This window comes from Pandoraea sp. 64-18 (genome assembly GCF_001899225.1).
Taxonomy (GTDB): domain Bacteria; phylum Pseudomonadota; class Gammaproteobacteria; order Burkholderiales; family Burkholderiaceae; genus Pandoraea; species Pandoraea cepalis.
Genome location: NZ_MKVU01000006.1, coordinates 426,192 through 444,167, shown reverse-complemented (window position 1 = coordinate 444,167; position 17,976 = coordinate 426,192). Strand labels below are relative to the sequence as shown.

At 62.0% G+C, this 17,976-nt stretch carries 18 protein-coding genes; 13 read left to right on the top strand and 5 right to left on the bottom strand.

Annotated elements, in window-relative coordinates:
* The first annotated feature begins 28 nt into the window (after window positions 1–28).
* Window positions 29–1,060, top strand: coding sequence for an ATP-binding protein (locus tag BGP02_RS04730; protein WP_017231939.1), 1,032 nt, complete (start codon window positions 29–31; stop codon window positions 1,058–1,060).
* Between the two features lie 124 nt (window positions 1,061–1,184).
* On the top strand, window positions 1,185–2,642 hold the full coding sequence (locus BGP02_RS04725) for a M81 family metallopeptidase (protein ID WP_261938322.1): 1,458 nt from the start codon (window positions 1,185–1,187) through the stop codon (window positions 2,640–2,642).
* Window positions 2,643–2,822: 180 nt separating this feature from the next.
* On the opposite strand, the gene BGP02_RS04720 is transcribed toward BGP02_RS04725, so the two are convergent.
* Both BGP02_RS04720 and BGP02_RS04715 read right to left on the bottom strand, forming a co-directional pair.
* A complete protein-coding gene (locus tag BGP02_RS04720) occupies window positions 2,823–4,055 on the bottom strand; it encodes an NAD(P)/FAD-dependent oxidoreductase (protein ID WP_286798001.1) in 1,233 nt (410 codons plus the stop codon).
* Between the two features lie 147 nt (window positions 4,056–4,202).
* A complete protein-coding gene (locus BGP02_RS04715) occupies window positions 4,203–4,556 on the bottom strand; it encodes a RidA family protein (RefSeq protein ID WP_017231942.1) in 354 nt (117 codons plus the stop codon).
* A gap of 185 nt (window positions 4,557–4,741) precedes the next feature.
* Between BGP02_RS04715 and BGP02_RS04710 the strand changes: the two genes are divergently transcribed.
* Window positions 4,742–5,398, top strand: coding sequence for a helix-turn-helix domain-containing protein (locus tag BGP02_RS04710; protein WP_286797998.1), 657 nt, complete (start codon window positions 4,742–4,744; stop codon window positions 5,396–5,398).
* A 232-nt stretch (window positions 5,399–5,630) separates the two neighbouring features.
* On the opposite strand, the gene BGP02_RS04705 is transcribed toward BGP02_RS04710, so the two are convergent.
* The 3 genes from BGP02_RS04705 to BGP02_RS04695 all read right to left on the bottom strand — a co-directional run bounded on the left by BGP02_RS04705 (window position 5,631) and on the right by BGP02_RS04695 (window position 7,296).
* A complete protein-coding gene (locus BGP02_RS04705) occupies window positions 5,631–5,861 on the bottom strand; it encodes a hypothetical protein (protein WP_017231944.1) in 231 nt (76 codons plus the stop codon).
* Between the two features lie 202 nt (window positions 5,862–6,063).
* On the bottom strand, window positions 6,064–6,267 hold the full coding sequence (locus BGP02_RS04700; protein ID WP_017231945.1) for a cold-shock protein: 204 nt from the start codon (window positions 6,265–6,267) through the stop codon (window positions 6,064–6,066).
* 318 nt (window positions 6,268–6,585) lie between these two features.
* Window positions 6,586–7,296 (bottom strand): IclR family transcriptional regulator, encoded by a 711-nt coding sequence (locus BGP02_RS04695; RefSeq protein ID WP_017231946.1) that lies wholly within the window; start codon window positions 7,294–7,296, stop codon window positions 6,586–6,588.
* 161 nt (window positions 7,297–7,457) lie between these two features.
* Between BGP02_RS04695 and BGP02_RS04690 the strand changes: the two genes are divergently transcribed.
* The 10 genes from BGP02_RS04690 to BGP02_RS04645 all read left to right on the top strand — a co-directional run bounded on the left by BGP02_RS04690 (window position 7,458) and on the right by BGP02_RS04645 (window position 17,655).
* A complete protein-coding gene (locus tag BGP02_RS04690; protein ID WP_017231947.1) occupies window positions 7,458–8,156 on the top strand; it encodes an RraA family protein in 699 nt (232 codons plus the stop codon).
* Window positions 8,156–9,103 (top strand): NAD(P)-dependent oxidoreductase, encoded by a 948-nt coding sequence (locus BGP02_RS04685; protein WP_261938324.1) that lies wholly within the window; start codon window positions 8,156–8,158, stop codon window positions 9,101–9,103. The genes BGP02_RS04690 and BGP02_RS04685 overlap by 1 nt, the downstream gene beginning before the upstream one ends.
* A 23-nt stretch (window positions 9,104–9,126) precedes the next feature.
* Window positions 9,127–10,056 carry an SMP-30/gluconolactonase/LRE family protein gene (locus BGP02_RS04680; protein WP_286797994.1) on the top strand — a complete coding sequence of 310 codons (930 nt, stop codon included), beginning with the start codon at window positions 9,127–9,129 and terminating at the stop codon, window positions 10,054–10,056.
* A gap of 77 nt (window positions 10,057–10,133) precedes the next feature.
* A complete protein-coding gene (locus tag BGP02_RS04675; protein ID WP_286797992.1) occupies window positions 10,134–11,552 on the top strand; it encodes an MFS transporter in 1,419 nt (472 codons plus the stop codon).
* Between the two features lie 13 nt (window positions 11,553–11,565).
* Entirely contained in the window at window positions 11,566–12,612 is a 1,047-nt protein-coding gene (locus BGP02_RS04670) for an amidohydrolase family protein (protein ID WP_286797990.1), read from the top strand.
* On the top strand, window positions 12,609–13,889 hold the full coding sequence (locus BGP02_RS04665) for an MFS transporter (RefSeq protein ID WP_268566532.1): 1,281 nt from the start codon (window positions 12,609–12,611) through the stop codon (window positions 13,887–13,889). The genes BGP02_RS04670 and BGP02_RS04665 overlap by 4 nt, the downstream gene beginning before the upstream one ends.
* A gap of 148 nt (window positions 13,890–14,037) precedes the next feature.
* Window positions 14,038–15,363 carry an MFS transporter gene (locus BGP02_RS04660; protein ID WP_286797987.1) on the top strand — a complete coding sequence of 442 codons (1,326 nt, stop codon included), beginning with the start codon at window positions 14,038–14,040 and terminating at the stop codon, window positions 15,361–15,363.
* A 118-nt stretch (window positions 15,364–15,481) separates the two neighbouring features.
* Window positions 15,482–15,631: a hypothetical protein gene (locus BGP02_RS04655; RefSeq protein WP_017231954.1), complete on the top strand. Its 150-nt coding sequence runs from the start codon at window positions 15,482–15,484 to the stop codon at window positions 15,629–15,631.
* A gap of 251 nt (window positions 15,632–15,882) precedes the next feature.
* A complete protein-coding gene (locus BGP02_RS04650) occupies window positions 15,883–16,893 on the top strand; it encodes an asparaginase (RefSeq protein ID WP_268566530.1) in 1,011 nt (336 codons plus the stop codon).
* An 18-nt stretch (window positions 16,894–16,911) separates the two neighbouring features.
* On the top strand, window positions 16,912–17,655 hold the full coding sequence (locus BGP02_RS04645) for a GntR family transcriptional regulator (RefSeq protein WP_286797984.1): 744 nt from the start codon (window positions 16,912–16,914) through the stop codon (window positions 17,653–17,655).
* Window positions 17,656–17,976: the final 321 nt, after the last annotated feature.

The window sequence follows — 17,976 nt, the reverse complement described above, 5'->3', positions numbered from 1 at the left end:
GCTACATAGGCGCCGGATAATAGCGACCATGTTCGCGTTTTCTTTCACGGCACCCGCCGCAACCATCATGCAAAAGCCATCGTTCGATTCCGCGTTCTATCGGCTACTGTTTGTCATGCTCGTCATGGTGGCGCTGACACAGGCTGGCACCGCGATATTGATGTACACGGTGTACTCCGCAGCGGCGTTCAAGGCGCCCCCCGGCATGTCGACCGGACTGCAGTTGAGCATCGCCGCTGCCGTGCAGATCGTTCCGCTGCTCTTCTCTTCCTGGGTCGGTGCGCGAATGCTGTCGGTACCGTTCAAGTCGCTGGCCGCAGGGGCCGCAGCCTTGTCTCGCAATATGGACGCGCCACCGATCCCGGAAGCGGGCCCGATTGAAGCGCGGCAGGCGGCTCGTGTTTTCAACTCGATGCAGGCGGCCATACGGCGCCAGGTCAACGATCGCAATCGCTTCCTTGCCGCCGTCTCGCATGATCTGCGCACGCCGCTTACGCGAATGCGTCTGCGGCTACGGACGCTTGAGCCCTCGGAGTTCAGCGATCGATTGGTTGCCGATATCGACGAAATGACGCAGTTGCTCGACGCAACGCTCTCGTTTCTACGCAATGAGGCCGTGACCGAAGCGTTCAGTCCAATTGACATCGACGCGCTCATGGATGCCATCGCGGAAGACGCGATGGAGCGTGGGCAGAAGGTCTCCGTTCACGGGGCGATCGCGCCTATGCTTGCGCAGCCCTTGGCGTTGAAACGTTGCCTGACCAATCTGGTCGCCAATGCGATTCGCTATGGAAGCGAAGCGCATATTCAATTGGTCGATGGCGATGAGCAAGTGCAGATCAACATCGTCGATCGCGGGCCCGGCATCCCGGAACGAGATCTCGAACGGGTGCTGGAGCCGTTCTTTCGACTCGAACAATCCCGTAATCGGGAAACCGGTGGTACCGGACTTGGGCTGGCCATTGCAAACGATGTCGTCAAGCGACATGGAGGCACGTTGACATTGCTCAATGGCAGCGACGTTGGGCTGATTGCACGCGTCGTGTTGCCAAGGCGATAGCCGCGAGCGCTTCGCAGACAATGCACCCGCTTCTGTGTCAATGTGGATACACACTGCTCACAATCAGGCAACGAGGTCCAAATACAGTGTGAAGGACACGCTTCTTCACACATCTGGACTCACCATGAAGATTTTCGCGGCACAACTCGCTACAGAAACCAACACCTTCGCGCCGTGCCCCACCGGGTGGGGGGGATTTCAGGAAAATGGGATTTTCCGGGGCGACGCCAGCATTCGCGCGCCGGAAGGCGTGGGCTATCTGATGGCGGAACTTCGGCGACTCGCCCGTTCGGACGGAAACGAAATCGCCGAAGGGCTCAGCGCCGAGGCGCAGCCGTCGGGCCCCGTCATTCGAGAGGTCTATGAAACGCTGCGTGACGAGATCGTCGCCGGTGTGCGCGCAGCGCTACCGCTCGACGCTGTCGTCCTCATGCTCCACGGTGCCATGGTGGCGCAGAATCATGACGACTGCGAAGGCGACCTGCTCGCGTGCATTCGTGAAGTTGTCGGCCCCGAGGTACCGATTGCCGCGACGCTTGATCCGCATTGCCACTTCACTGAGCTGATGCAGTGCGCGGCCAACATTCTTATCGCCTATAAAGAGTATCCGCATACCGATGCGATCGACCGATTGCGTGAAGTTTATCGACTTGTCACACAAGCCGCCGAGGGGGAGGTCACCCCGGTAACCGCCGTGCACGATTGCCGGATGGTGGGCGCTTGGCACACCACATCGGAACCCATGGCCGGCTTTGTGCGACGAATGCAGTCGTTCGAGGGGCGCGACGGCATTCTCTCTGTGTCGCTGGGCCATGGATTCCCCTGGGGCGATGTCCCCGAGGCCGGCGCAAAGCTTTGGGTGATTGCGGACGGTGACCCGGCGCGCGCCGGTGCGTTGGCGAAGCAACTCGGGAGTGAATTCTGGGCAATGCGACATGACGTCCAGCCCAAATGGTATGACCTGGATCAAGGGCTCGACGCCGCCTTGGCCGTCGGCCTCGGTCCGGTCGTCCTGGCAGATGTTGCCGACAACCCCGGTGGTGGCGCCCCTGGCGATAGCACCTTCATCCTTCGGCGAGTCGTCGAGCGATGCATTTCCGATGTTGCCCTGGGTTGCTTGTGGGATTTGGGGGCCATTCAAATCTGCGCGGACGCCGGCGTCGGCGCCACGCTGGATCTTCGCGTCGGTGGCAAATGCGGTGCCGCTTCAGGCGACCCCATTGACCTGCGCGTCACCGTTCGAGCCGTGCATGATACGCATTCGCAGAGCCTTGGCGGCATGTCGATTCCACTGGGCCGTTCGGTCTGGGTTGAAGGGCCAAACGGATTGGACATCGTGCTCGTTTCCGTACGAACCCAAGTCATTGGTGTGGACGCATTCACCGGCATAGGCGTTGCGATGGACGCGAAGCGACTTGTGATCGTGAAGTCGACACAGCACTTCCATGCCGAATTTGCCCCCCGGGCAAAAGCGATTCTTCACGTTGCAGCCCCTGGCGCACTGACCCCCGATTTCGCAAAACTCCCCTATCGACGCCGTAGCCTCGAGTACTGGCCTCGCGTCGAAAATCCGTTCGTCTGATCGGGTGGCGCCGCGACGCCACAGATCAATCCAATCGATCACGCGTAGGTTGACCCAATATTTTGCCGGGAATCGCCAAAACTCCGGCAAAGTTTGCCCTTCTTCTGGAAGGGCTTTTTTTCGACTGATGTGCCGCCTGGCGGCGGCACATCTCGAGTGGGGCGGCGAAGCGATACCGAGTCAGAAGCGATCGGCACGAAATGGAGAAGGGTCGACCAACGTCGGCGCGCCAGTGAGCATCTCGGCAATCAGACGCCCGGTCACGGGGCCGAGCGTCAGACCGTGATGCGCGTGACCGAAGGCGAACCAAAGATCCCGATGCCGGGGGGCCGGGCCGATGATCGGCAGCATATCGGGCGTGCACGGTCGACAACCCATCCATGGCTCGGATTCAACCGCTTTTCCCAGCGGGAACAGCCGTCTCGCCAGAGGTTCAACGGCCGCTAGCTGAACGGGCGTCCGCGGTGCATCGCGTAACGCAAGTTCGACGCCCGTTGTCAGACGAATTCCCTGGTTCATCGGTGCCAGCAAAAAGCCGCTCTCGGCATCCAATACCGGCTGATTCAGTTTTGTACCGATGTCGGGCAGGAAGTGCCGGTGATAGCCGCGCTTGACCGCCAGCGGCAGCCGGTAACCCAGCGCACGCGTAATCGTGTCGGACCAAGGCCCCATGGCCACGACGGCGTGCCGACCTTCGATTTCCCCCTCGACGGTCTGTACGCGCCAATGGGGCTTCAACGTGGTCGCATCACCGCGCATGATGTGCCCACCTATCGATGTGAAGTACTGAGCATAGCGGGCAACCAATTCGCCTGGGTCGCGAATCGAACTCGAAGCCGTATGGCGAATCGCGCCGATGAGCGTTGCCGAGAGCGACGGCTCATCCTTCTGAAGTTGCGCTGCATCGAGTCGCTCAAACGGTACGCCGTACTCACGTTGCCAGCGCTCGACATCGAGAAGCGCTGCGTCGAACGCATCACGCCGATGGAAGACCTTAAGCCACCCGCCTTCGCGTAGCAGATCATCCGCACCCGCACGTTTGATGAGTGCCTGGTGCTCGGTCAAGCAATGCTCGATCAGTGTGCTGTATTGACGGGCGATGCGGGCATGGCGTTGCGGCGCGGAGTGATGCCAATATCGTGCGAGAAATGGGGCGATGCTCGGCAGCGCCGACGGGTGATAGCGCACATCCGTGGATTGATTCCGCGCATAGTGAAGCAGCGTTCCGATGTCGCGAGGAAACGCGTACGGATACACGCCTTCACGCTGTATCAATCCGGCGTTGCCAAATGACGTTTCCCGACCGGGCGTGCTGCGGTCGACGAGCGCGGTCGAAAGGCCACGGCTCTGCAAATGGATAGCCGTCGAGACGCCGACGATCCCGGCGCCGAGTACGAGAACATCGAATTTCATGATGGAGACACTGTCGTTATCCCATTGCTGTGGCTAGCCGCGTGGTCGCGTCGCAATGCCACAGTGGACAGTTTGAATAGGTCAACCGATTCGCAATGGCGTCGTGAACGCCAAATCGTGGATGTCGCCTGGCAAATGTCGCACGGCCTAGGCCAACGCCGTCACGGCAACTTCCACGTCGAAGCCGGCTCTCATCAACAGCGATTGAACACACGCGCGCGTTGGTGCATGTCCCTGCGGAATCCAGGCGTCCCATACGCGGTTGAATTCGTCAAAATAACGAGCATCGGAAAGCCAGATGTTCGCCGTCAGAAGACGTGTTTTGTCGATGCCCGCCTCGGCGAGTAGCCCATCGATTTGCGTCAAGACTTCGTTCGTCTGCTCGGGAATCGTGGCGTATTGCGTCATCGGCACTTGCCCGGCCAGATATACGACACCCCCCGCAATGACCACCTGACTCATGCGGACATTGGTATGCAAACGTGTGATTTCTTTGTTCATTTTTTGGGCTCGGAGAAGAATGACAATGCGTCGGTCAACGCAGACGCAAGGCGTCCGTGACTGTTCCGGTTATCATATATGAGAATTTAAGTTCTCGTATACGAGAAAATGTCAAAAAATCAACGCAATCGGTTTCATGTGTTCGGTTCGTATTGTCTGGACCGTACACGCTCAGTGAAAGTCCTATGACGCCATCTACACCAAAGAAGCCTGCGTCGTCAGGCAAGCAGAAGCGCGACGACGGCCAGGTCAGTCATGAAACGGTGGGCGCCCGGCTGCGAAGCGCGCGCAAGGAGAACGGGCTGACACTCAAGACGTTGAGCGAGCGCTCAGGCGTCGCTGTATCGACCATCTCAAAGGCGGAGCGCGGCGACATTGCGCTCACCTACGACAAGTTTGGCGCGCTTGCCCGTGCACTCGGCCTGGATTACTCGGCCATCTTCGGGCATGGCAACGCCGAACTCAGCGCAGGGATGAGTCCATCGTTCACTGAAGCGGGAAAGCAAACGATATACGAGACTTCCAACTATCGCTATGGCATGATCGCTTCCGACCTTGCCAATAAGCGCATGGTGCCGATGCGTGCACACATTCGCGCGCGCAAGCTGGAAGATTTTCCTGACTATATTCGCCACGCGGGCGAAGAGTTCGTGTTTGTTTTGTCAGGCAGTTTGTTGCTGCAGTTTGAAAATGGCAGCGAATTTCGGGTGGCGCCAGGCGATAGTCTTTATTTCGACAGTGGCGTGGGGCACGTCTATCTGAGCGAGCACGATGCTGGCGTCGACGCCATCGTCTGCTGTGTAGACATGCATGTTCCACCCGCAATGTCGCGCTCGCGATGAGGGTCGCCAGGGACTCGCCACCCGTTGTTGAATCGGACACGCCGGCCGGACTGAGCGAACCTTTTCCGGTGGATCTCCACGTTTTTGTGGACGCCTATCGTCGGGTGCCGATCATCTGGGACTTCTGAGTGCTCGGGTATCCAGGCGGTGAAACGAAGTCAGTGAGCCCGCGACGGTGGCGTCAAGGGCTTTTTGCTTTTTGACTCAATCCGCTGCGAAATCGAAATGCGGTCTAGCCGCGATTGTCGACCCAGTCGCGCGCCCACGTGGTGGCGTGTCCCAGCGCCTGCGTTTCGTTGTCGAAATAGTCGAGCGCGTAGAAATTGTACGAAACCGGATCGGCGTCCAGGGGGCCGCCTCTGACGAGCACGAGGTTGGCCGCAAACCAGCCGTCCGATAGTTGGTGCGCGGATGGGGAAATTGAGTAGCCGTTGTATTGGTGGTGATGTTCGATATTTTGCATTAGCGATTGTCGAGCGCACACATGGCATTCGCGCCATACAAGCAAGACAATTTGAAAGTTGGGGGGAGACGGATTGTGTCTAAACGACAAACGATGCGCGCGTTGAGGTGTGGCGATCGGATCGGGGGGAGCGTCGCTGCGCGAGGAAGCGCGCGCGTGAGGCAGACAAGCAAAGGGCCGGAAGACCGGCCCTTGAAATACGTTACAGCGGGGTGATATTCGAGGCTTGCATGCCCTTCGGGCCACGCTTCGTCTCGTAGCTTACCTTCTGGTTCTCCGCGAGCGTCTTGAATCCATCGCCGCGAACTTCCGAGAAGTGAGCGAAGAGATCATCGCCGCCAGCGTCAGGAGTAATGAAGCCAAAGCCCTTGCTATCGTTGAACCACTTAACAGTACCGGTATCCATATTGAATCCTTGAAATAAAAAAATACAGCTCCACCGCGGAGCGACAAAAACTTCAAGGAAGAGGAGAGGACAACGAGTACCGCGCAGACAAGGCGGAAAATGGTGATCAGCAATCGAGCTTCTTGAATATTTCGAGGCCCACAATACAGGGGCGGATCGGGAATGTCAAAGCATATCGTTATCCGCTCTCGCTATTGGGCAATACATTGTTTTGCGTAAGTCGTGCGCCAGAAAGGGGGGGGCGGGCATCCACCGGCACCACACACGCGCATTTGATTGCGCTGCCGGCGTCAACAAGGATCCCACGTCCCACCGCGCTCATACGCCGTAGAACCGCTCGCAAAACGCGGCACTCGCCCCGAGCTTCCGCGACAAATCGGCCGCGGCGCGCAATTGCGGGACCACCAGCTCGCCGGATTCATGCGCAGCATTCAGTCTCGAGGCCGGACCGGAGAGCGTGAGTGCCGCCATGAACTTGTCATCGGTACCGAACACCGGCGTCGCAAACGCCGCGGTATGCACGTCGCGCGCACCCGACGTGAAGATGGGGATCGTCGGCGGTTGCTCGTACAGCGGCTCGTTCAACCCCCAGAACCGAATGACCTGGCCGATGGCCGTGTCGTCCAGCGGCAGCGACGTGCCCGGAAGGCGCGTCTCGCGCAGCCCCTCGGACGGCTCAACCCGGAACAGGCAAAGCCGGTTGCCATTCTCGTGCACGTAGTACGATGCGCTTTCCTTCGCCAGCGCAGCCAGATCAAACAACACCGGCTCGACCACCGTCGACAGGTGAAACGATTGCTCGAACAGCTTGCCCAGATATAGCAGTCGATGGCCGAGCGCATAGTTGCCCGATGACGAGCGCACCACATAGCCCATTCGTTCAAGCGAGTTCATCAGTCGGTACACGGTCGTCTTGTGCATCCCGGTCGCCTGCGAAAGCGTACCGAGAGAATGCGATTCCGCACCCGGCTTGAAACAGTCGAGCAGCGATAGCGCTTTCTCGACTGCGGCGACCCCGTCGTTCCCCATCCCGTTCCCCTGTCAAATAGATGTCATTGTACATGGTACAGCGACAATTTACCCAGTAAAGGGGTAAACGCTAGTGCCGGTCATGCGTCGCCTGTCTTATAGTTATTTCACTCTGTACATTAGCTCTGTACATCGTACAGCGCATCATTTGAGGTCAAATTATGAGCACGACTCCCGCAGGCACTTCCATCCAACGAAACATCGAGCGCGTCTCGCCCGAACTTGTCGAGGCGGCAGCCAAGTATCAGGCCGCCATTCTTGCCGACGTCGCTGGCCGTCGCGGCACGGTGCACGGGCGGGTGAAACCGCTGTCCCCCAAGATGAAAGTCGCGGGTCCGGCCATTACTGTCGAAGTCCGCCAGGGCGATAATCTGGCTATCCATGCCGCGTTGGCGATCGCCCAGCCGGGCGACGTCATCGTGGTCGACGGCAAGGGCGACGTGAGCTGCGCGCTGCTGGGAGAAATCATGGCCACTCAGGCAAAGGCGACCGGCATCGCGGGCATCATCATCGACGCTGCCGTGCGCGACGCGCACGAACTCGCCAACGGCGACTACCCGATTTTCTCGGCAGGCCTGAATCCGTGCGGCCCGACCAAGAGCGTGGCCGGCCTGGTGAACTCGCCCATCTCGCTGGGCGGCACCGCGGTGAATCCTGGTGACCTCGTGGTCGGCGATGCCGATGGCGTCGTCGTCATTGCACGGCAGGACGTGGCGCGCATCATCGATCTGGCGCAAAAGAAGCTCGAAGCAGAAACGGCGCGCATCGACGGCATTCTGCGCGGCGAGCAGTTGCGTCCGGCGTGGGTCGAGAAGGAATTGCGGGCCGCCGGCATGCTGGCCGAAGGTGAGACGCTGTAATGACTGCCGTAACGCAAAAGCCGGTTCTGCTGGTCACCGCCGCTGACCTCGCCCCCGAAGCTATCGCCATGCTCGATGCCTTCGAGCTGATCTTCGCGGGCAAGCAGCCCACGGAAGACGACATCGTCGCCCTGTGTGAACACCACAAGCCCGTTGCCATCATCGTGCGCTACGGGAAGATCAACGCCCGGATCATGGACGCGGCAGCGAATCTGCGCGTGATCTCCAAGCACGGCAGCGGCATCGACGTCATCGACCAAGCGGCGGCAAAGGAGCGGGGTATCGCCGTGCTGGCCGCCGTCGGGGCGAACGCCGCCGCCGTCGCCGAGCATGCCTGGGCGCTCATCCTCGCTTGCGCCAAGGCGGTCCCCCATCTGGACGCTCGCCTGCGAGCTGGCCATTGGGACAAGGCCACGCACAAGTCGGTCGAACTGGAGGGCCGCACGCTCGGTCTCGTGGGCTTGGGGGCCATTGGGCGCAGGGTCGCCGCCGTGGGCTTGTCATTCGGGATGACGGTCGTGGCGTTCGACCCGTATGCGAAAGAGGCACCGCAAGGCGTCAAGCTCGTGTCGCTCGAGGCGCTGTATGCGGCGTCGGACGTCGTGTCGCTGCACTGTCCGCTCACCGCTGAGAACCGCCAGATGCTCAACCGCGAAACGCTCAGCTGCTTCAAGCCGGGTGCCATTCTCGTCAACACGGCGCGCGGTGGCCTCATCGACGAAGCGGCGCTCGCGCAGGCACTCGCCAGCGGGCAACTGCGTGCGGCGGGTCTCGATAGTTTCGATGTCGAGCCGATGACCATGCCCCATCTGTTCCAGGGCATTCCCAACGTCATCTTGTCCCCGCACATCGGCGGCGTGAGCGACGCGGCTTACGTGAACATGGGGAAGGGCGCTGCCGCCAACGTGCTTGCCGTCTTCAACGCACAGGCGCGCGACGCCGCCTAGCGTTCGAATCCGGAGGGCAGAGCATGTTCTTTCTCACAACACCCGAAGTGCGCGAAGCGGAAGTCTTCACGCGCATGCCGGTGCGGTTCCGCAAGCCCGATGTCCAGACCGACTGGGCGCTAGCGAATCGCGGCGGCATGGCCACCGACTCGTTCCTGGAAGGACCCGTCTGGGATCCGGCCGGCTACCTGTTCGTGACCGACATTCCGCACGGGCGCATTTTCCGTATTTCGTCCTCGGGCGAATGGGATCTCGTCGTGCAGTACGACGGTGAACCGAATGGGATGAAGCGTTTCGACGACGCGCATCTGCTCATCACCGACTATCGCAACGGCCTGATGCTGCTCGATATCGCGCGCGGTGAGGTTCGTCCGTACCTCGAGCGTCGCAATACCGAGCGCTTTCGCGGTGTGAATGATCTCACCTTCGATTCGCGCGGCAACCTGTACTTCACCGATCAGGGACAGACCGGCCTGCACGACCCCACGGGCCGCGTCTATCGCCTCTCGCCAGACGGCAAGCTGGACACGCTGCTGAGCCAGTGCCCGAGCCCCAACGGGCTGGTGCTCTCGCCGGACGAAAAGGTCCTCTTCGTCGCCATGACGCGGGGCAACTGCGTCTGGCGTGTGCCATTGCAGCCCGACGGCTCGGTCAGCAAGGTCGGCCAGTTCTTCACCTCTTACGGCCCCAGTGGGCCTGATGGCCTGACGGTCGACGTCAACGGGCGGCTCTTTATCGCGAATCCGGGCCTCGGTCGCGCATGGGGGCTCAACCACCGCGCCGAGCCGGAGGTCATACTCATCAGCCCGGAAGGGGCGTCGCTCACGAATCTGTGCTTCGGTGGCCCCGACATGCAAACGCTGTTCATGACGGAGTCGGTCACGGGCACCGTGCTGAAAGCCGAGATGACGATTCCCGGGCCGTTGCCCAAACAGGCGAAGACGAAGTCCTGACGTTTGATCACCGGGTGGTCTGCCCGGTGCCCCCTATATCGATATCGCACCATAAGTAGTGCGGTGGAGGAGCAAGCATGACCCTTTCGCAAACCATCACCGCCGCGCCCGCCGCCACCGGGTGCGACACGCCGCACAGTCAGCACTTCGCGAGCGACGAGTATGCCGCGAGCGAGCGAACGCTTGCCAAGGCGTTCTGGCGGATTCTGCCTTTCATCTTTCTCTGCTATGTCGTGAGCTACCTCGACAGAACCAACGTCGGCTTCGCCGCGTTAACGATGAACAAGGATCTGGGGCTGACCGCAGAACAGTTTGGCCTTGGCGCAGGGTTGTTCTTCATCGGGTATTTCCTCTTCGAAATCCCGAGCAATCTCATCATGCAGAAGGTCGGCGCGCGCGTGTGGATCGCGCGCATCATGATTACCTGGGGCTTGTTCTCGATGGCCACGGCCTTCGTCGTCGGCCCCAAGAGCTTCGCGGCCGCGCGCTTTCTTCTCGGCCTCGCCGAAGCGGGCTTCACGCCCGGCATTTATCTCTATTTCACGCACTGGTTCCCGGGGAAATGGCGCGCGAAGGTCACCGCCGCGTTCCTCGTCGGCATTCCCGTCGCGAACATGATCGGCTCGCCAATTTCGGGGGCGTTGCTGCAACTGGGCGGCCTGCACGGTCTGCGCAGTTGGCAATGGCTGCTGCTCATGGAAGGCCTGCCAGCGGTGGTCCTCGGTGTGGTTTGCCTCTTCGTGCTGGCCGACCGGCCGGCGAAAGCGAAGTGGCTGACGCAGGCCGAGCGAACGCTCCTGGAGCGGCGCATCGCGCACGAGCAGCGCGACATCGGGACCAAGCATGGCAGCAGCCTGCGTGACGCCATGACGAACTGGCGAGTCTACGTGCTGGCGTTCATCAACTTCTGCGGCATCGTGGGGTCGCTGGGTGTCGGCCTCTGGATGCCGCAGATCATCAAGCAGTTTGGCGTTGCGCACTCGGTGGTGGGCTGGCTGACCGCGATTCCGTACGCCATCGGTGCGGTCGTCATGATCGTGTGGGCGCGCGTCGCGAATCGTGCGAAGCACCGCATTCCGTATGTCGCTGGCGCCCTGGGCGTCGCGGCGATGGCGCTTTGCATCAGCACGTTCGTCGACGCGCCGGTGCTCAAGCTGATTGCGCTGAGCTTTACCGTGAGCGGCATTCTCGCGTTCCAGGCGACTTACTGGGCCATTCCGTCTGGCTTCCTCACAGGACGCGCCGCCGCCGGTGGCCTCGCGCTGATCGTCTCGGTCGGCAATCTCGGTGGGTTTGTCGGACCCTCGATGATCGGTGCGCTCAAGCAGTTCTCGGGCGGCTTCACCGCACCGTTGATTGCTGTGTCGGCCTTCTTGCTGGTGGGCGCACTGACCACGGCATGGCTGGCCGACCCCGGGGCGAACGCAGGCGAAGCGGTGTCCGATCCCGGACACGATCCGGTCGACGCCGCAAACGGCATGCGCTCGAACGGCTGACGGGGACCGCGCCATGCAAATTGTCCATGCGCCTCACCTGACGGTTCGCGAAGCGTGGCTGGCCTTGCGCGAAGAAGCCGCGCTCGAACCGGCGCTGCCCATCGTCGACGCGCATCACCATCTCTGGGACCGTCAAACCGGGCGGTATCTCGCCGATGAATTCGGCAAGGATGTCGCGAGCGGGCACCGCATTGTGTCGACGGTCTATGTCCAGTGTCGATCGATGCTCCGACGCGATGGTCCGGAGCCGATGAAACCGCTCGGAGAAGTCGAGTTCGCCAACGGTGTCGCGGCCATGTTCGCCAGTGGGGCTTACGGGCCGACGAGGGTCTGCCAGGCCATCGTCGGGGGCGCGGACCTGACGCTGGGGTGGCATCTGGAGGGCGTACTCGAGGCCATGCTGCAGGTGTCCGGGGGCAGGCTGCGCGGGATTCGCAATCCGCTCGCGTGGCACGAGAGTCCTGCGGTCAGTTCCAGTCCCGTCACGCCGCCGCGCGACCTCATGGAAAACCCGGCGTTTCAGCAGGGCGTGCGAACCCTCGCGAAGTACGGCCTGTCGCTCGATGCCTGGGTTTATCACACGCAACTCGATCAGCTGTATGCGCTGGCGCTGAGTGCACCGGAGGTGACTGTCGTCATCGATCACTTTGGCGGCCCCCTGGGCGTTGGGCCTCACGCCAACACCGCAGAGGACGTTTGGGCGCGCTGGACGCGCGGGCTGGCGCGACTGGCCAGTCTGCCGAACACCGTGATCAAGTTGGGTGGTGCGGGCCTGAGCGTGTTCGGTTTCGGGTTTGCCGCAAACGAATTGCCCCCGTCGTCCGACATGCTCGCCGCCGCATGGCGGCCGTATTTCGACACCTGCCTCGACCTCTTCGGTGCGAACCGCTGCCTGTTCGAGAGCAATTTCCCCGTCGACAAGGGGATGTTCAGCTACGGCGTTCTGTGGAATGCCTTTAAAAGATTGGCGAGTGCGATGTCGGCCGATGAAAAGGCGGCGCTGTTCAGCCGCACGGCCGCGTCAGTTTATCGCTTAGATATGTCAGGAGACAAAGAATGAAGACTAGTGCAAGCCTCTCCGAGGCAAGCCTCACCGATACGGGACACGGGAGCGGCTACAAGGCGATCACCAAGGGCGAATGGCGCTCGCTCTCGCTGGCTGGCCTGGGATGGACGTTCGAGAGCTACGACTCGTTCCTGCTCTCGCTTTTGCTGCCGACGCTGGCCCTTCAGTTTGGATTGAGCAAGGCGCAGCTCGGCCTGTTCACCAGCATCACGGCGGCCGGGCAGATCGTCGGCGGCATTCTCTTCGGCTACGTCTCCGACCGCTTGGGCCGCGTGCGCACGGCGCTGCTGTGCATTGGCATCTACTCACTGTTTTCCGGCTTGCTGGCGTTCGCGCCCAACGAGCATTGGTTTGCGACGCTGCGCTTTTTCGGGGCGTTGGGCATGGGCGGGACATGGACTGCCGGCGCAGCCCTCATTGCAGAGACCTGGCATGCGAGCCGTCGCGGCAAGGGTGGGGCGCTTATGCAGATGGGGCTGCCCATCGGCGCCATTCTCGCGATTGCGATTTCCGGCATCGTGAGCGCCGCGTACGGCGGTCTTGTCGACAGCGGTTGGCGTCTGCTTTTCCTGATTGGCGCGCTGCCGTTCTTCATCCTCTTCTGGGTGGCACGCAAGACGCCTGAGTCGCCCATCTGGCTCGAGCGGCGGCAGGCGAGCGCAACGCCCTCGAGTGGCACCCAGGCGGGCGACGAGAAGCTCAACGTTCGCGGTCTTCTGCTCGCGTTCACGTTCATCTTCTTCCTGCAATACCTCTACTGGGGTGTGTTCACCTGGACGCCGACATTCCTCGTCACGGTGAAACACATCGACTTCGTGCATAGCTTGAAGTTTGTGCTCGCGCTTCAGTTCGGCGCCATCACGGGGTTCCTGCTGTTCTCGGCCTTTGTCGACCGCCTTGGTCGCCGTCCGATGTTCCTGGCCTATCTGCTGGTGGGCGCGGGGGCTGTGCTCGTGTACATCCTGTCGTCGAACGCGATGCTGCTCATGGCGGCGATATTCCTCACGGGGTTCAGCGTCAACGGGATTTTTGCCGGCGCCGGGCCGTTCCTCGCAGAAATCATCGGAAACACCGCGAAGCGCGGTTTCTTCATGGGACTCGCCTACAACGGCGGACGACTTGGTGGCTTCATCGCACCGCTGGTCATCGGCGCGCTAGCGTCGACGTCGGGCGGCTTTGTCCTTGGGCTGTCCACGACGATCGTCGCCTTCATCGCCGCTGCGATCGTCGTCTTCTTCGCGCCGGAAACCCGCGGAACGACGCTTTCATAACGGCGTCGGACGCGCCAGGCGTGGGGACACCCATCGCGGCGATGGCTGCCGTATGGGACACCGTACTGGCCGCCGCGGGCGTGTCCGCTATCGCCACGCAACGACTCAGACAATAGCGCTCCGGTGCACAATAAATTGGGAGACAACGATGCAACTCACGGGTGTTAGGGAGCAATCCGCGATCGAGCGCCAGACCGTACGGAAGGTCGTGTGGCGTCTCGTCCCGTTCTTGATGGTGTGTTACCTGCTCGCCTTCATCGACCGAGGCAACGTCGGCATGGCCTCGCTCCAGATGAATCACGATCTTGGCATGTCGGCGCGCGTGTTCGGATTCGGTAGCAGCCTGTTCTTCATCTCCTACTTCTTCTGTGAAGTGCCGAGCAATCTCGCGCTTCAGAAGTATGGCGCGCGACTCTGGATCGCTCGCATCATGATCACGTGGGGCATTGTGTCGGCGGCGATGGCGTTGGTGCACAACGCGACGAGTTTCTACGTTCTTCGATTCCTGCTGGGTGCGGCCGAAGCCGGCTTCTTCCCGGGGGTCCTGCTGTACCTCTCGTACTGGATTCCGACGTCGTATCGCGCGCGTATCGTGGCAACGTTCATGGTCGCCATTCCGGCAGCAAGTTTCATCGGTTCGCCGATTTCCGCGCTACTGCTTCAGATGGACGGTATCGCCGGTCTGCGCGGTTGGCACTGGCTCTTTATTCTCGAGGGTGTGCCCACGATCCTGCTGGGCATTGCCTGCCTGTTCTTCCTGGCCAACAAGCCGAAAGACGCGAAATGGCTAAATGAGGACGAGCGGACATGGCTCGCGAGCACGCTCGCCGCCGAGCACAAGGCGCCAAAGAAGGTCTTGTCGATGCCGTTGACGAAGCTCTTCCGCAACCGTTACGTGCTGTGCCTGGCACTCGTCGACACCTGTGCCTCGGCGGCGGGCAGCACGTTGTCCGTCTGGCAGCCGCAGTTGCTGAAATCGTTCGGCCTCACCGTCATGCAGACCGGCCTGCTGAACTCCGTGCCTTACGCGCTCTCATCCGTGCTGATGGTGTATTGGGGCCGCCGTTCGGACCGGCTCGGCGAACGCCGTTGGCATACGGTCGTGCCGATGCTGCTGATCGGTCTCGGGTTGTTTGGCACTTCGTTGAGCGGAACGCTGGTGCCGACGCTCGGTATGCTCTGCGCGGTGTTGGTCGGTGCGTACTCGTTCAAAGGCCCGTTCTGGGCACTGGCGACCGACATGCTTTCGAACAGTGCGGTTGCAGCCGGTCTTGCCACCGTCAACGCCATCGCCAACCTGCTTGGCGGCGGATTGATGGTGAATGTCTACGGATGGGTGAAGGCCGCGACGGGCAGCTATTCGCTCGCGCTGATGCCGCTCGCCGTGTTGACCCTCATCAGCGTGACGACGCTGCTGTTGCTGACGCGCAAGGGCGATGAAACACAACCGACCGGAAAGGCCGAGGTGGCTTGAGCCTGACGCACGGACATCGGCGTTATCGGTTCGCGTGACGGAGCAGTCCCCGTCACGCGCGGGCTTGCGAGACAGGTCACGGGTAGAATGACGACACATCATTCGGAGATACCCCCCAATGCGCAAGCTCTCCTTTCTGCTCGTCGCTACCACGGTCCTGCTGGCAAGTTGCGCCGTCTATCTTCCTGACGATGGCGGTTATGGCGGGCGTGGCGGCCCGGGGAATGGCTTCTGTCCGCCGGGACAGGCGAAGAAGGGCAACTGCTAAATGGCGTGAAGCGCCCGCCCCCGCATCGGTGGGCGGGCGCTTCACGTCGAATCAGGCCGATGCGTCCTGGCATCGCGCCGTCCCCCTTCCGGTCCAGCCCTTGACCGCACCGGCACAGCATCGCCAACACGCGCCCACCGCAGTCGCCACAAACATCAACGAATAGCCGTATCTGGCCGACAGCATGCTGACGAGTGTCGATTATATATAATGCATAATGCATATCGACTGAAATCAGATACCGATCCCCGATGCCCAATTCGCTTCCCGTGGTTGCCGTCGCCTCGCTTGGCGGCACGATCAGCATGACCCCCTCAGACGCCGCCGGTGGCGTCGTCCCCACGCTTGACGCCGCGCAACTGGCCCGCTCGGTGCCCGGATTGTCCGACGTGGCGATGATCACGACGGCATCGCTTCGACAACTGCCGAGCGCGTCGCTGCGCTATGACGACCTGATGGAGGCGCTCGCCTGGGCCGAGCAACAGGTCGCGGCAGGGGCAGTGGGCGTCGTGCTTACGCAGGGCACCGACACGCTCGAGGAAACGGCCTTCCTGCTGGATTTGTTCTGGACACTGCCCGCGCCGCTGATCCTCACGGGGGCGATGCGCGCGCCGCAGGCCGCAGGCGCGGACGGTCCTGCGAATCTGCTGGCGGCCGTCAGGGTGGCGGTGCATTCCGAGAGCGTCGAGCGCGGCGTGCTCGTCGTGATGAACGACACGGCGCATTACGCGCGGTGGGTCAGCAAGGGCGATTCGCTCGCGGTGCAGGCGTTTGTGTCGCGCGACGGCGGCGTCGCCGCACGTCTCGTCGAAGGCGGCCCAGCGTTCTTTCATGCACGCCAGGCGCGCCCGCACGCCCTTACGCGACCCGTGCGTGCGTGGCCGAAGGTCGCGCTGGTGGCAGCCGTGCTGGGCGATGACGGCGAACTGGCGGAGCTGGCGGTGAAGGGCGGCTACGAGGCCGTCGTGATTGCGGGGCAGGGCGCGGGACACGTCTCCTTTGGATTCGCGCAGCGCATCGGTGCGCTGGCCGAGCAAGTGCCGGTGGTGGTCGCCAGTCGTGCGGCGAGCGGGCCGACGGCGTGTGAAACCTATGGGTATGTCGGTGCTGAAATCGACCTGGTTCGGCGCGGCGCGCACATGGCCGGTTGGCTCTCGGCGCTCAAGGCCCGGCTTCTGGTGGCGGCGCTCATCGCGTCGGGCGTTGCGCCCGGCGCCGTTGGGGAAGCGCTGGCGAACTGGAGTACACTCGCGCGTCGATAATCCACACACGGCACTCCTTTGAAAAGCACGCCTTCTGCATCGGCCAGCGTGTCCGGCACACCGAGCCTATCGAGCGCATCGAGCGTCTCCGGCACGTCAGGCCGTCGCCGGCTCACGGCCTACCAATATGCCATCGAGACGTTGCGTGCTGAGATTCTGCAAGGCAAGTTGAAGGCGGGCGACCGGCTTCGGCAGGACGATCTCGCGCGGCGTCTGGAGATGTCGACGACGCCTGTGCGCGAAGCGCTGCGCACGCTGGTGTCCGAGGGGCTCGTGTTTTTCGACGTTCACCGTGGTGCCGTGGTACGCGGTCTTACGATAGACGACGTCAACGAGCTGTACCGTCTGCGCAAAACGCTCGAACCGATGATGGTCGAGCAAGCGATGGCCACGCTTCGGGAGGGGGACATCGCCAACGCCCAGGCGCTGCACACCGAGATGCTCGCGACGTCGGACGTCGCCACATGGACCGAACTGAACCAGGCGTTTCACGCGGCGCTATGGGCGTCGCAGGACAACTCCCGACTGGCGCACCTGATCAAGACCCTGCGCGATGCGTCGGGCCCCTACATTGCGTTGTCGCTCCATATGCGTCCCGCGCATGTCGACGTGAGCAATGGGGAACACCAGACGATGCTCGACGAGTACCGCGCCCGCGACGTGGATGCGGCCCGGCGGCACATGCAAGCACATCTCGACGCCACGCTGCGCATCATCGTCGAAGCCATCGAACAGACTGAGGCCGAGGCGGCCAACGAGTGACGGTCGCCGGTAGGACCTTCATGTGACGAAAGTGGCGACGCGGTGGAGAATTACCCACCCGCTGGATCGTCGAAGCAATGGCCGGTGCTTCCAGTTTCGATAACGACGCCACGCGCACACATATAAAAAGCGGCTCGCCTGCGCACGCCGGCGAGCCGCGAATGCCTGAACGCCCGCATCGGCGTTCGGCCCACAGGACCGCATGCGTCCCATGTTCTTCCCCGGCGTCGACAATGCGCGTCGGCGCCATCGCAATGGTTGAGCCCGTCGCATCCATCGCAACGGTCGTCGCATCCGGTCGCCCGCCCGTCGGCGTTGGCG

Bases quoted from the DNA above. Each gene is read 5' to 3' on its own strand.
- BGP02_RS04730 (WP_017231939.1), top strand. From the start codon at position 29: ATGTTCGCGTTTTCTTTCACGGCACCCGCCGCAACCATCATGCAAAAG.
- BGP02_RS04725 (WP_261938322.1), top strand. From the start codon at position 1,185: ATGAAGATTTTCGCGGCACAACTCGCTACAGAAACCAACACCTTCGCG.
- BGP02_RS04720 (WP_286798001.1), bottom strand. From the start codon at position 4,055: ATGAAATTCGATGTTCTCGTACTCGGCGCCGGGATCGTCGGCGTCTCG.
- BGP02_RS04715 (WP_017231942.1), bottom strand. From the start codon at position 4,556: ATGAACAAAGAAATCACACGTTTGCATACCAATGTCCGCATGAGTCAG.
- BGP02_RS04710 (WP_286797998.1), top strand. From the start codon at position 4,742: ATGACGCCATCTACACCAAAGAAGCCTGCGTCGTCAGGCAAGCAGAAG.
- BGP02_RS04705 (WP_017231944.1), bottom strand. From the start codon at position 5,861: ATGCAAAATATCGAACATCACCACCAATACAACGGCTACTCAATTTCC.
- BGP02_RS04700 (WP_017231945.1), bottom strand. From the start codon at position 6,267: ATGGATACCGGTACTGTTAAGTGGTTCAACGATAGCAAGGGCTTTGGC.
- BGP02_RS04695 (WP_017231946.1), bottom strand. From the start codon at position 7,296: ATGGGGAACGACGGGGTCGCCGCAGTCGAGAAAGCGCTATCGCTGCTC.
- BGP02_RS04690 (WP_017231947.1), top strand. From the start codon at position 7,458: ATGAGCACGACTCCCGCAGGCACTTCCATCCAACGAAACATCGAGCGC.
- BGP02_RS04685 (WP_261938324.1), top strand. From the start codon at position 8,156: ATGACTGCCGTAACGCAAAAGCCGGTTCTGCTGGTCACCGCCGCTGAC.
- BGP02_RS04680 (WP_286797994.1), top strand. From the start codon at position 9,127: ATGTTCTTTCTCACAACACCCGAAGTGCGCGAAGCGGAAGTCTTCACG.
- BGP02_RS04675 (WP_286797992.1), top strand. From the start codon at position 10,134: ATGACCCTTTCGCAAACCATCACCGCCGCGCCCGCCGCCACCGGGTGC.
- BGP02_RS04670 (WP_286797990.1), top strand. From the start codon at position 11,566: ATGCAAATTGTCCATGCGCCTCACCTGACGGTTCGCGAAGCGTGGCTG.
- BGP02_RS04665 (WP_268566532.1), top strand. From the start codon at position 12,609: ATGAAGACTAGTGCAAGCCTCTCCGAGGCAAGCCTCACCGATACGGGA.
- BGP02_RS04660 (WP_286797987.1), top strand. From the start codon at position 14,038: ATGCAACTCACGGGTGTTAGGGAGCAATCCGCGATCGAGCGCCAGACC.
- BGP02_RS04655 (WP_017231954.1), top strand. From the start codon at position 15,482: ATGCGCAAGCTCTCCTTTCTGCTCGTCGCTACCACGGTCCTGCTGGCA.
- BGP02_RS04650 (WP_268566530.1), top strand. From the start codon at position 15,883: ATGCCCAATTCGCTTCCCGTGGTTGCCGTCGCCTCGCTTGGCGGCACG.